This is a genomic window from Flavobacterium sp. NRK F7 (assembly GCF_024054195.1).
Lineage (GTDB): Bacteria > Bacteroidota > Bacteroidia > Flavobacteriales > Flavobacteriaceae > Flavobacterium.
This window is the reverse complement of record NZ_JAMXLB010000001.1, coordinates 2,980,129-2,994,071: the sequence shown is the minus strand read 5'-3', so window position 1 is coordinate 2,994,071 and position 13,943 is coordinate 2,980,129. Positions and strand designations below refer to the sequence as shown.

Genomic DNA, 13,943 nt, shown 5'->3' with positions numbered 1-13,943 from the left:
CAATCAAAGGTAAACCCAATACTAAACTTATGAATGAACAGATGTAACAAAAGCATGAATAGATGTAACATAGTATTCTTACTCCTTTGTTTAAAAGAAATTCAAACTTTATTTAAAATTTTTAAAACAAGAATTAAGGCTGTTTTTGAATAGAAGAAGGTGGAACTGAAAAATAGTCTTTAAAACATTTTGAAAAATAAGTGATTTCATTAAAACCTACAGCATACGCTACTTCAGAAACCGTTACGTTAGGTTTTTGTAGCAATTCATAAGCTAGTTTTAAGCGCTCATTTCGAATAAATTCTGTTGCGGAAACACCAAACAAAGATTTTAATTTTCGGTGTAATTGCATGCGGCTGATGTTGGCTTCATTGGCAAAATCTTCAGTTGTAAAATCAGGATTGGATAGATTATTATCTAAAATTATTTCCAAACGAGCAATGAATTTCTCATCGTACGAATCCATTACAATTTCTGTAGGTTTTAGAATTAATTCTTGACGGTAACGTTCTTGTAACTTTTTGCGTTCTAGTAGGATTTGACTTATTGTCTCTCTTAAAATTTCATTGTGAAAAGGTTTTGTTAAAAAAGCATCTGCAGCACTTTTTACACCTTGTAGTTGTGATTTTTCTGAGGCATCAGCAGTGAGTAAGATGACAGGTATAAATGAAGTTAATTCATCTGATTTAATTTTTTGAGTCAATTCATAACCACTTAATTTAGGCATCATAATATCAGAAATAATACAATCTGGAATCTCTTTTTGTGCAATTTCTAAACCTTCAATTCCATCTTTTGCTTCTAAAATGGAATAAGAATCTTGTAAAACGGAAATCAGTAATTTTCGAATGTCTGCATTATCTTCTACGATTAAAAGTAAAGGTACATTCGATCCAGTTGTGTTTTCGTGAAGATGTAGTGACATTTCTTTTTCTTCAATAAGAATAGCGTTGTCATGTTCTTTCTGTAAGGGTAAGGTAACTTGGAATGTTAAAGTATCTTTGAGAACCTGAACTTGTATTGTACCTTTATATAAATCGACTAGTTCTTTTACCAAGGTTAAACCGAGACCAAAACCCACATTAGTTTCTTTTTTTTGATAAAACCGTTCAAATAATTGAGGCAATTCTTCTTGCTTAATTTGGGTTCCTGTATTGGAAACAATTAGTGTTAGAATTTCATTACTAATTATTGCTTCAAAAGTTATAGTATTTTTTTCTGAGGTATATTTGAAAGCATTTGACAACAAATTACTTACTATTTTTTCTAACACATCCTTATCAAAATAATAAGAATTGCTGTCTTCAGTAAAAATGACTTCAAAATTTTTCTTTTTTTCATTAGCTTCAAAGCGAAAGGGTGCAATTACATTTTGGAGGAAATCAATAACAATTTCTTTTTTGAAAAGTAACTTAAGGTTGCCAGAATCAATTTTTGAAAGCGCTAATAATTGATTGATTAATTCTAGCATTCGATTCGAATTTTGATCAATTAATTCTAATTTATCCAATTGATCTTTCTTTTTGATTTCATTTTGAAGACTTTGCAAAGGACTTTTTATAAGTGTTAAAGGCGTTCTGAATTCATGAGAAATATTGGTAAAAAAACGCGATTTTAATTCGTTAAGTTCTTGAATTTTTTGAGCAGTTTTAATTTTGTTCTTATAATGATATCCTATAAATAATGTTGAAATTAGCACTAACAACATCAAACTTCCTACTGCATATAGTTTGTTTTTTTCTAATCTGTTTTCGGTAGCTAAAAGTTTAATTGCTTGTTCTTTTTTATCAGTTTGATATTTCGTTTCTAATTCTAATACTTGTGCATCATTCAGTGCAATTATGGTGCTATCATTTTTTTTGGTAGCTAAAGATAAAGTTGCATATGCTTGAACGGGTTGATTGTTTTTCGAATAAGCTTTAGCTAAAGTTTTTAAGGTTTTGATTTCTAATTCGTTTCTTTGATCCACCTTTTCATTGAAGATATTTCGAGCCCTTTCTAAGACAGCTACTGCTTCTGGAAATCGCTCTTCTTCTAAAAGAAATTCCCCCATATTTAGGTATGCAAATGCCAATTCTTTTTTTTGTGTGGATGTTCTAAGTATTGCTATCCTTTTTTGATAGTAAAATAAAGCGGAATCTTTTTGTTTTTTGGCTTCTTGAATTCTTGCCAAACTCAAATAAATACTCGATTCTCGAAGCGTATCTTTTACATTTTGAGACGCTTTTAAACCTTTAAAAAGATATTTTTTTGCTTGATCATACTCTTGTTTAATCGCTTGCAAATGCGCATATTTTTCATATACGGCACCTATTGCGGTATCATTTTGTATTTCTTCTGCTATTTGTAACGCTTTTACAACATACTTTTCTGCTCTGTCAAAATTTCTAGAATTAGATATTTTTTTTGAGAAAATTAATAATTGAGCGATTCCCGTTAAATTAGAAACCACTGTTCGATTTTTAATTTGGTAAGCCGTATTAATTTCATCTGCTTTTAAGCGAAATTGCATCGCTAAATCATCATTTTGAATATTATAGTAATAGGTTCCTAGTTCCATGAAGACCTTGCTTACTATTTTCTTATTGGATGTTTTTTTAGCTTTTTCTTGAATAACCTTTAGGTAATAAGCGTTCTCGTTTTGATGTATTTTTGAAGTTATTTGAACCAATAGTTTCGTAGCTAGAAATGATAAAGAATCCTTTTTTTGAGATTCGAAGGCTTTCCAACTTTTTGTTCCGTAGTAGTAAGCACTATCCAATTTTGTTTCATGATTTACTAATTCTTGCGCTTTGGTAAACCAAAATATAGGCAAATTGTCATTTGTTTTTTGGGTAAAAGCCAAATGTATCCCTACAGAAAATAAAAAAAAGAAATATTTCAATTTCATGTTGCCAATGCTTAACGTAAAGTTAAACAATTTTACTTTGATTTTTTTTCTTTAACGTATTCTTATGTAACAAAATGAAGGTTACATTATTTCATCTTTTAGAATGATATAACCGGGTTGTTTATCTATTTTATATTGAATAGTAAATTTTTGTGTTGTTTTTAAATCAATTTCTTTTTTAAGTAATATTGGAATCGTTAAACCACTTTCATTGATGGCTATTTTTTCATTTTCAAAAACGGTAATTCTTGTTAATAATGCTACATTATCATATAAAGACATTTTATCCATGGGTAGCATAATTTGTTTTTGCGCTAGTATTTGAGTTGCTGAAGTATTTAAGTCTAATTGAAATTGTGTAGCAGCCTTATTGGTAATTTCAATTACACGTTCCAAAACAGAACAGAACGATTCTTCAGGAGTATTTTCAGTTCTGTTTTTTAAACCTGCATAATTAAGTAAACAAATGTCTAAAGCTAAACTTTGAGGAATTAAAATAGTATTTTCTGGAACTTGTTGTAATAAGTTAAAAGTTATAGGAATTTGTTGCTCTTTGATTAAACCACATTGTAAGGTTTCACTCAAAACAATATCAATTGTTTCTGGATTTTTTAGGCGAATAGTAGTCGCGTCTTCATTTTCATAGCTTAGAATATATTGGTCAAATCCTAATTTATTGATGAGACGTTTCATGTTTTCAAAACTTTCCGTATTAATTTCAATTACAGTAGCCTGAACTTCCTCAGTAGTAAAAGAGGCAAAAATGGGTAATAATAAGGTAGCATAAGGTCCCGTTCCAGCATACAAAATGTGAATGGGTTTTGTACTTTTCTTTCGTAATTGTTCAATAGCTTTAAAAACCCCCTTAATAAACATCTTTGTTCGTAAAACATCATCTAAACATAAAGCTGCCCAAGTAGTACCTAAAGCTTTTCCATTAGTAAGAAAAAGACTTTTTCGAGCCGTTTCATTTTCTAAATCTAAAGTTGAAAGTTCATTAACTAAATTTTTAAAAATGGATATGGTATTCGATAGTTCTGCAAAATTATTTTCTTCTTTTTGAAAAATGCGACCTATTTCTTGTAGTGTTGAAATTGAATTTGACATTACATGTAAATAAAAGAGTCATAAAGAAAGAAATAGATTTTGGAAATAAAAAATTTAAAGGTAAAAAAAACACAATTCCCGTAAGCTTTTTGCCTATTTGCTTGATTTAAAGGGAGTGAATTCCTAATTTAAATGGGAATTGTGTATGAGTTATGAAATTATAGAAGCAAAAGTAGAAAAATATTTTACTTATGAGTTAGCAATTTTTCTTTATTTTAAGATTTTATTAACAAATTTTATTGATAATTAAATTGGTTTGGATTACTTCTAATGTAATTTATAATTAGTGCCACTACATCTTCTTCTTGTTCTTCATTGAAGAAAAGTTCATCTAAATCTTCCCAACCTGAAAATACTTTTTCATCCAGTTTGGCCATACTTTTTACTCTAGGTTCAGTAACTTCGTGATATTTATTCATCCCAAACAAACCGATAGCTTTAGAAATTAACAGTGCTGTTTTAGGAGCACCAATTTTTTGATAAGCAGTCATTATTTCTTTCGCATAATCACCAGCTTCTTTGCTAAAAAAGAATGAAAAACCACCTTCATTCATAGCGCCTTCAAAAATGTCGATCAAGACAAAATTCGTTTCTCCCTCAGTCAGAGTTTCGTCTTCGTCTTTTTTGTTCCAAATGATACTTCCAATAGCTTCAATGATTTCTATTTCATCGTTTAACTGAAGAATTTCTTGTGTTTTCATTATTTTAAGGTTTAATTTTCCAAATTTTGTCCGAAATTTCAATGTATTCAGATAAAGCTGCTGAGCCATACCAATTATAAAGTTCGACTGTAAATAGTTGCTCTTTTATTGCTTTGTCATTTTGAAGTAGCGTATTGGCTTCGTCAAAAGTGGCTACATCTAAAATAAAGATACCTCTTATGCTTGCCTCGTTTTTATTCATAGGACCAGCGACGATTAATTTTTTATCTTTTACCATTTGACGTATGTTATCCATATGACTTTTGAAACAAGAAGCAATAAAATCTTTGTCTGTAGTGCTATTGCTTCCGGTTTTTAGAACAACAAACACATAGGATTTCATGCCATACTCATCGGCTTTTAATTTCTCAGCTAATGTAGCATCATAATTTGGATTTGTTGTTTGTGCATTCGTAAAGAAAACTAAAAATAAAAAAATGAAAAACAGTTTTTTGTATAGCATACTTATATTTTTTCTTGTAATACTTTTATTTCATCTCTTAGTTTAGCAGCTTGCATAAAATCAAGTTCTTTGGCTGCTTTCTCCATTGCTTTTCTTTTTTCGCGAATTTTCTTTTCAATTTCAGGTTTAGATAAGTATTCGCTTTCTGATTCAGCCGCTTTATATTCTAAATTTTCATAATAATGAGTAGAAATGGAATTGCCACTAAGCGCATTACCTAAACTTTTATTTAGCGCTTTTGGAACCAAATTATGCTCTTTATTATAATTCATCTGCTTTTCTCTTCTGTAATTGGTTTCATCAATTGTTTTTTTCATGCTTTGTGTTATTTTATCGGCATACATGATTGCTTTTCCATTCACATTACGAGCCGCTCTACCTACAGTTTGAGTTAACGAACGATGGCTTCTTAAAAAGCCTTCTTTGTCAGCATCTAAAATGGCAACTAATGAAACTTCTGGCAAATCCAAACCTTCTCTTAATAGATTAACTCCAATTAATACATCAAACAAACCTTTACGCAAATCTTGCATAATTTCGACACGTTCTAGAGTGTCTACATCTGAATGAATGTAACGACATCGAATAGCTACTTTAGTTAAGTATTTTGTTAATTCTTCTGCCATTCTTTTGGTTAAAGTAGTCACTAAAACACGTTCGTCAATTTCACAGCGAACTTGAATTTCTTCAATTAAATCATCAATTTGATTAGCGCTGGGGCGAATTTCAATGATGGGATCCAATAATCACGTTGGGCGAATAATTTGCTCCACATAAATTCCTTCTGATTTTTCTAATTCATAATCGGCTGGAGTTGCAGAAACATATACCACTTGATTTTGAAGCGCTTCAAACTCTTCAAATTTTAAGGGACGATTATCCATTGCTGCGGGTAATCTAAAACCATATTCGACTAAATTCTCTTTTCTACTTCGATCACCACCATACATGGCATGAACTTGAGAAATAGTAACGTGACTTTCATCGACCACCATTAAATAATCATCTGGAAAGTAATCGAGCAAACAGAATGGTCTTGTGCCTGCTTCACGACCATCTAGATATCTGGAATAATTTTCAATTCCAGAACAATAGCCTAATTCTCGAATCATTTCCAAATCAAAATTAGTACGTTCTTCTAAGCGTTTGGCTTCAAGGTGTTTACCAATTTCTTTAAAATAATCGACTTGTTTTACTAAGTCTTGTTGAATCTCCCAAATCGCTTTTTGCAAAACATCTGGAGAAGTTACAAACATATTTGCAGGATAAATATTCAGTTTTTGATATTTTTCAATCACCTGAGCCGAACGTGCATCAAAGGATTCAATTTCTTCAATTTCATCTCCAAAAAAATGAATGCGAAAAGGTTCGTCTGCGTAGCTTGGAAAAACTTCTACGATATCTCCTTTAATACGAAAAGTTCCTGGAGTAAATTCTCCTTCGGTACGCGCATATAAACTTTGTACTAAACGATGTAAAAATTTGGTACGAGAAATCACTTGATCCCTTTCAATACTAACTACATTTTTTTGAAATTCCACAGGGTTACCTATACCATACAAACAAGAAACGGATGAAATAACAATAATGTCTCTTCGGCCTGAAAGTAGGGCAGAAGTAGTACTTAAACGCAGCTTTTCTAACTCCTCATTAATAGACAAATCCTTTTCTATATAGGTTCCTGTTACTGGAATAAAAGCTTCAGGCTGATAATAGTCGTAGTAAGAAACAAAGTATTGGACGGAATTATTTGGAAAAAACTGTTTGAATTCAGAGTACAATTGGGCGGCCAATGTTTTATTATGTGCCAAAACTAAGGTAGGTTTTTGTACTTCTTGAACGACATTGGCTACCGTAAACGTTTTTCCCGAACCGGTAACTCCTAAAAGGGTTTGATATTTTTCTCCACTGATAATTCCTTTTGCTAATTTTTCAATGGCTTGTGGTTGATCTCCGGTTGGTTGATAATCCGATACGACTTCAAATTTCATGTATGTTTTTTTTTGCAGTGGTGTTTTCTAAAATAGTGTAATTAAAAATATTTTTATATACAATCTTAATAACAAAGATAATGAATTGTATGCTTTTATTTTATTTTAACAAAATTCAAATTTGAAATCGTTATTTTTGATTGTATCCAAAAATGAATGCCATGAAATTGAATTTTTTAGTCGTAATAGCCTCTATTTTGTTGAGTTTTCAATGTTTTGAAAATAAGGAAAAAGATTGGGTAGAGGAATCAAAACCAAAAACAGTAACTTTTGTAATTGAAGAGGATAAAACGAAAATAGTATCTCCCAAAGAGGAAACTATAGAAGAGGAACTTAGTCAGGAAACCAGTCGAGAAGCTTTGGTTAATTTTGCCAAAACCTTTATAGATGTACCTTATGTATATTCTTCCCAAGATCCCAAAAAAGGTTTTGATTGTTCTGGGTTTGTGAATTATGTTTTTAAAAATTTTGACATTCAAGTACCCAGAAGTTCAAGTGGTTTTAAAGATTTTGGAAAACCAATTTCAATCGAAGACATTGCTTTAGGTGATGTTTTGGTTTTTACAGGATATCAAGATAGTACTTCAATTGGTCATGTAGGTATCGTGTGTGAAGCAAATGGAAAAAATTCTAAATTTATTCATGCTTCTTCAGGAAAGGCAATGAAAGTGACCATTAGTGAATTAAATTCTTCTCATTATACCAAACGATTTTATCAAGCGGTAGATGTTATTAATCCATAGAAATACGTTGTAAATGTATTTTTCATTGTATAATTTCTACTATTTTAGTATTATTGTTTTTACAAACATAAACAAAACATGAAAATTAAATCTATCTTTTTAATAGCAGGATTCTTTCTTGCTAGTATGGCCTCATCACAGTCTTATATTCAATATTATGCTGATGTTTCCAATCAAGTTTCTCAAACTAATATTACGACTTATTTAACCGAATTTGAGAATTTAGGAGTGAAAAGAAGAGGAACGCAACCGTTGGAAGACACTTACAATTGGTTACGAAATAAATACTTAGGATTTGGCTATACAAATGCACAATTTCAGGAAGATACCTTTATTAATGGAGGTTATACGTGTAAAAATCTTGTTGTGACAAAAGTAGGAACTCTTTATCCGAATACTTTTGTTATTATTTGTGGTCATTACGATTCTATTGTTGGTACTGGAACAAATGATAATGGAAGTGGTATTGCGACTATATTGGAAGTAGCTCGATTACTTCAAAATATACCAACAGAATATTCCATCAAATTTATCAATTTTAGTGGAGAAGAAGATGGATTAGTAGGTAGTCAACATTATGTAAATGCTGTTGTTAATGCAACCAATCCTAAATTAGATATCAAATTGGTTTTTAATTTAGATGAAGTAGGAGGAGTGGCAGGAATGACGAATAATACCATTACTTGTGAAAGAGATACAGGTACGCCAACCACCAATAATGCAGCATCAAATACCATTACTAACGAATTGATAACATGTGTAGGATTATATTCTCCTTTAAATACTTATTTATCCTATGCATATGCATCAGATTATATGCCTTTTGAAGATAATAATGAAGTGATTACTGGTTTTTTTGAAACGAATGAAACTTCTCATAAACATTCTGCTACCGATTTGTTAATCAATATGGATCCTGTATATAATTATAATGTTGCCAAAGCTGCTACAGGAGCTATGATGCATTTTGCAGTTGCAGCAACAACCTTAGATGAGACTGCTTTTACTAATATTGCTTCTATTCGTTTTTTTCCAAATCCTGTAAAAGATAATTTATATATTGATTTTGGGATATTACCTGCAAAGGAATATGAAATTGAAATTTTGGATGTATATGGAAAAAAAGTTTTTAATAATTTGATTCAGTCGCCTAAACAACTTGTAAATATAAATATAAGTCATTTAAACAGAGGTATTTATTTGGTGCAATTATCTTTTGAAGGAGCAACAATAAGAAAGAAAATAATTATTGAGTAATGATTTTTGGGATTATTTCTAAAAGTTTTAATCCCAACATTCCATTAATAATAAATCTCCTTTTAGATGTTCTATGATTACAATACCATCTTCGCTAACATGATTGCTACTTCCCGTTCGGTATCCAATCGTTAAAGTGTCATTTTGTAAGGGATAAAATAAATTTTTAGATGAAATTCCAGAAACTTCACCTATAGGAATTAATGATAGTGGTGTGTTTTTTGGGTACCACTTTTCGAACTTATTTGGAAGTAAGAAAATTTTGGAATGGTCGTCTAAAATTACAATTTTTAATGTATTTCTAAAGCGCACAATATTTGTAACATTCGTAATGGTATGATCCGCTCTTTTTCCGGTTGCCCAAACTACATTAACAGCTGGAATACCTCGTTCAATTAAATAATCAAATGCTTTTTCCAAATCAGTTTTGTCTTGATTGGGCGTGTGAATAATTTCAATAGGATATTGACTTTCTTTATAATATTCAGCATTAAAATCACGATCGAAATCACCTAATAGAATATCTACTTTTATCCCTAATTCCAATACACGATCAATGGCTGAATCTAATACAATTACCAAAGGAGACCATTCTAGTAATTGTCCTAACAATTCTTCACTACAAGAAGCACCATTTGCAATGATTAATGCAGGTTCTTGATCATCTCTAACAATATGGTGTGAGGACATAAAATGGGTTTATATTAAAGTACGAATATAAGAAATGATCTTTTATTGAATGGTATAATTTTCTATATCTACTTCACCTAAACTAAAATAGCCATACGGGAAATTATTTGGATTGGTTTGATTGACCATATTTCCTCTTAAAGTTGCTGGAGCTGTAGTAAAGGGATTACCTCCGTCTGTACCTGCAATATTTAATAATTTATCCATATAATTGGCATATCTTGAGGATACACCTTGTAGTGATAAAAGCAATTGATCATTGGTTTCTAATTCGTCTATATAAAGTCCAAACATTTGATTTCCTTGAAAAAATTCGTCATCTACAACACCATATTCTGGAAAGGCAACGAGACTATTTTTAAAACCAATTAGATAGAAATTATCTTGTGATCCATCATCTTGAAAAAAGAATTTTACTTGTGTGTTTTCTTCTCCTCCAAAACCTGTAGTAACGGTTTGTTCAATATTGTCAATATCTGGTGTTGGATATAAAGTTTCTGTACCAATATAGGTTTCACCCTTATAAATTACAGTTAGCGTATAGGTTTCATTTAAAATAGGATTGAAATTAGAGCAGGTATAAGTATTTGTCCCTATATTTTCAACAAAAGTATAGGTTTCACTACCCTGGGTTATAAAAACAGTGGCACCTGAAGCTATTGGAGTTCCATTTTGGTAAAAATCCCCAGTAGTGGACAATCGAATGATTTGTTCGTTTCCTGCAGTTCCTTTTTGCCATTTAATTGAGGCATCAATTACTAATTTTGGTGCTGCCGTATCTAAATCAATATCAACTACATCTTCACAAGAAAGCATCGATACTAAAGTTATAAGTAGAAGTGATAATTTTAGAATAATTCGTACCATGTTTTTAAAATTTAAAATTATATGTTACACTCGGTACAATCCCGAATATAGATAAGCGAACCGCTTCATTATTTCCTGAATCTGCATTTTGTCTAAAACTAATGGAGGCGGCATTTTTTCTGCTATATACATTGTAAATACCAAATACCCATTCTCCTTTCCATTTTTTATTCGCATTATTTCTAGGCGTTAAGGTTGCAGAAATATCTAAGCGATGATAAGCAGGTAGATTATTCGCATTTCTTGCGCCATAACTAGGTACTGAAATTCCTTGATATATATATTGTCCGTTAGGATAGGTTACAGGTTGTCCAGTTTGTAAAGAAAAAATGCTTCCAAAACTCCATTTTTCATTTAATTCATATACACCCGTAACAGATAAATTGTGCGTTTTGTCCCAACCAGTCTTGTACCAATTTCCATTATTGATTCCCGTTTCTTCAGCAGTGCGTCCTTGCGTTTTTTGCTCCGATCTTGAAAGGGTGTAAGAAATCCATCCGTTTAACTTACCTTCATTTTTTCGAGCTAAAATTTCCAAACCGTATGCTCTTGATTTTCCCGCTAAAACCACTTGTTCAATCGCATTATTAGCTATTAAATCAGCTCCATCAATATAGTCTAAACGATTTTTTACATATTTATAGAAGGATTCAACTTCAAAAGAGTATTTGCCGTTTTTTGTGTTTTTTTGGTAACCAATGGCAAATTGATCCAAAATTTGAGGTTTTAAAAAAGCATCACTTGGAGCCCAAACATCTAGAGGAGTAGGAGATTGTGTATTGGAAATAAGATGTAAATACTGTGTCATTCGATTATAACTGGCCTTAACCGATTGCTCTTTGTTAATAATGTAAGCCATAGAAAAACGAGGTTCTAAATTGCTAAAATTGGCAATCACTTCATTAGTGCCATATTTTTTAGTGCCTATTGGAGTTGCTTTTTCATATATTTTTAACTCATTATCATAGGAAACTGCTTCATTATTTGCGTATACATTTATTTCTTGTGAGCCTAAACGATAGAAAAGACTATATCTCAAGCCATAATTAATAGAAAATTTTTCTGAAAGCTTTTGTTCAGCATCGATATAAAAAGCAGGTTCAAAGGCATATTTTTTATCTAATTGATCTGGATTTATAGAAGATTCGTCATTATTGGGTTCAATTTTGCCTGGATTGAAATCATAATATACTGCATTTAAACCATACGTCATTTTTGTCTTATCGTTTAAATAATGTTTGAAATCATATTTTATATTGTAATTTTTAATGCCACTATCCCAATTAAATCCTACAAAATCTAGAGTTAATCCGTAATAATAATCACTATATATAAGAGATAGATTTGAAAATAATTTATCGTTATATAAGTGGTTCCAACGTAAATTTAACACCGAGTTACCATAGGTGTTTACAAAGCTTTTGTTTAGACTAAAAACGTCTCTTCCAAAATAACCAGATAGGTATAAATTATTATTATCGTTTAGTTTGTAACTTAATTTCGTATTCAAATCATAGAAATAAGCAGAATTCTCATTATCCGTTAGTTTTAAGAATAAATGTGCATATGAACTTCTGCCTGCTACTAAAAACGAACCTTTATCTTTTACAATGGGACCTTCCGCTAAGATTCTACTGGAGATAAGCCCAATTCCACCATTAACATGAAAACCAGTACTGTTACCATCTTTTTGATAGATATCTAAAACGGAAGCCACTCGTCCACCAAATCGAGCAGGAACTCCGCCTTTATATAATTTTAAATCTTTTATCGCATCGGCATTAAAAACAGAAAAGAAACCAAATAAGTGTGACGAATTATAAATTGTAGCTTCATCTAATAAAATTAGATTTTGATCGGCAGCACCACCTCTCACATTAAAACCCGATTGTCCTTCACCAGCATTGGTTACACCTGGTAATGTTAAAATGGATTTTAAGATATCGGTTTCCCCAAGTACTACGGGTAGTTTTTTAATTGTATTTACCGAAATTTTGTTCACACTCATTTCTGGTTTTTCTATATTCGGTTTTTCAATGTTTTCCGAAACTATAATTTCATCTAATTGATAGTCCGTTTCTTTAAGACTTATATTTTTACGAATGTTTTCTGTTAAGTTAATTTGTTCAACGATGTCTTGAAAACCGATATAGGTGTAGCGAACCGTATAATTTCCTTTGGGAAGCGTAATAGAATAAAAACCATATTCGTTGGTTGTTGTTCCTGTTTTTAATTCTTCAATAATTACAGTAACACCTATTAATGTTTCATTGGTACTTATGTCTGAAACGGTGCCGTTTAAGGAAAATTTTTCTTGTGAAGAAACACTATTAAAAAAGAAGAAGGAGAAAAATAGTAAAACTAATTTCATAGATTTGCCCATGGTATGATTTTTGTTTTACAAAATTGAATATTTTTTTTTGTACTTTTAGTATAAAATCTGTTAATGTATGGTTAATTGTCATGCTAAATTAGTTTGTAAATAATACGTTTGTTGAAAAAGAATTTTGTGATGAAAAAGTTAGTAATAGTATGTGTCTTATTTTCTCTCAGCTTACAGGCGCAAGTTGATAAGAAGAAACAAGCGTTTAATTTACAACTTAATAATCCTTTTGATTCAAACCCTTCTAGTACCTCACCTTCATCATTACCTTCTTTACAGTATAAAAGTATTTTAGATAAAGATGATAATTATTTAAAAAAATACTCTGATTTAAATAACACAACACCTAAGAAAAGTGTGTTAGAATTAAATAATGATAAGAAATTTATCAATCCAGGAGATGAAATTAGAGATAAACTCAATAAAGAAATAGCCAAAGAAGGAAATTGGGAAGATGTTTTTTTTGGAAAGTACAAAGTTTCTACGCCTATTATAAAAATTATGACACGAGACTATGCTGACCCTGATGGAGACAAAGTCCAAATTTTAGTAAACAATATCACGGTTGTTACCAGTTTACTTCTAGATACTAGTTATAAAACAACCTATGTGGATTTAAGAGAAGGTGATAATTATTTAGACATATTGGCTTTAAATCAAGGTCTTGCTGGACCAAATACCGCTAATTTTGCCATTTATGATGGTAATGGAAACTTATTAACCAATAATGATTGGAGTTTGAATACGGGTGTTGCTGCTAAATTTACCATTGAATATATTAAACCAATTGAGGAGAAAAAAAATAAGTAATAAGGATAGAAAGTACACAATTTAGTTTATTATAAAAAAAA

General features: G+C 30.8%; 10 protein-coding genes and 1 pseudogene. 3 read left to right on the top strand and 8 right to left on the bottom strand.

Annotated elements, in window-relative coordinates; translation table 11 throughout:
- Nucleotides 1-133: 133 nt before the first annotated feature.
- From NHF47_RS13505 to uvrB, 5 genes and pseudogenes are all read right to left on the bottom strand, one after another.
- Nucleotides 134-2,890 carry a response regulator gene (locus NHF47_RS13505; RefSeq protein WP_252765427.1) on the bottom strand — a complete coding sequence of 919 codons (2,757 nt, stop codon included), beginning with the start codon at nucleotides 2,888-2,890 and terminating at the stop codon, nucleotides 134-136.
- Nucleotides 2,891-2,971: 81 nt separating this feature from the next.
- Nucleotides 2,972-3,997, bottom strand: coding sequence for a hypothetical protein (locus NHF47_RS13500; RefSeq protein WP_252765426.1), 1,026 nt, complete (start codon nucleotides 3,995-3,997; stop codon nucleotides 2,972-2,974).
- 236 nt (nucleotides 3,998-4,233) lie between these two features.
- Nucleotides 4,234-4,698 carry a DUF4375 domain-containing protein gene (locus NHF47_RS13495; RefSeq protein ID WP_252765425.1) on the bottom strand — a complete coding sequence of 155 codons (465 nt, stop codon included), beginning with the start codon at nucleotides 4,696-4,698 and terminating at the stop codon, nucleotides 4,234-4,236.
- A gap of 4 nt (nucleotides 4,699-4,702) precedes the next feature.
- Nucleotides 4,703-5,161, bottom strand: a complete 459-nt coding sequence (locus NHF47_RS13490) for a YciI family protein (RefSeq protein ID WP_252765424.1) — start codon at nucleotides 5,159-5,161, stop codon at nucleotides 4,703-4,705.
- Nucleotides 5,162-5,163: 2 nt separating this feature from the next.
- A pseudogene (uvrB, locus tag NHF47_RS13485) lies at nucleotides 5,164-7,152 on the bottom strand (excinuclease ABC subunit UvrB).
- A 161-nt stretch (nucleotides 7,153-7,313) separates the two neighbouring features.
- Here uvrB and NHF47_RS13480 point away from each other — a divergent pair.
- Complete coding sequence (locus NHF47_RS13480) at nucleotides 7,314-7,895, top strand: C40 family peptidase (protein ID WP_252765423.1); 582 nt, start codon at nucleotides 7,314-7,316, stop codon at nucleotides 7,893-7,895.
- Nucleotides 7,896-7,973: 78 nt separating this feature from the next.
- Nucleotides 7,974-9,152, top strand: a complete 1,179-nt coding sequence (locus NHF47_RS13475; RefSeq protein ID WP_252765422.1) for a M28 family peptidase — start codon at nucleotides 7,974-7,976, stop codon at nucleotides 9,150-9,152.
- 27 nt (nucleotides 9,153-9,179) lie between these two features.
- On the opposite strand, the gene NHF47_RS13470 is transcribed toward NHF47_RS13475, so the two are convergent.
- The 3 genes from NHF47_RS13470 to NHF47_RS13460 are packed head-to-tail and all read right to left on the bottom strand — an operon-like array spanning nucleotide 9,180 to nucleotide 13,080.
- On the bottom strand, nucleotides 9,180-9,842 hold the full coding sequence (locus NHF47_RS13470) for a thiamine diphosphokinase (RefSeq protein WP_252765421.1): 663 nt from the start codon (nucleotides 9,840-9,842) through the stop codon (nucleotides 9,180-9,182).
- Between the two features lie 42 nt (nucleotides 9,843-9,884).
- Complete coding sequence (locus NHF47_RS13465) at nucleotides 9,885-10,709, bottom strand: DUF4249 family protein (protein WP_252765420.1); 825 nt, start codon at nucleotides 10,707-10,709, stop codon at nucleotides 9,885-9,887.
- A gap of 4 nt (nucleotides 10,710-10,713) precedes the next feature.
- On the bottom strand, nucleotides 10,714-13,080 hold the full coding sequence (locus tag NHF47_RS13460; RefSeq protein ID WP_252765419.1) for a TonB-dependent receptor: 2,367 nt from the start codon (nucleotides 13,078-13,080) through the stop codon (nucleotides 10,714-10,716).
- Between the two features lie 141 nt (nucleotides 13,081-13,221).
- On the opposite strand from NHF47_RS13460, the gene NHF47_RS13455 reads away from it, so the two are divergent.
- The gene (locus NHF47_RS13455) at nucleotides 13,222-13,902 is read left to right on the top strand and encodes a hypothetical protein (protein WP_252765418.1); all 681 of its coding nucleotides are present in this window, start codon (nucleotides 13,222-13,224) and stop codon (nucleotides 13,900-13,902) included.
- The last annotated feature ends 41 nt before the right edge of the window (nucleotides 13,903-13,943 follow it).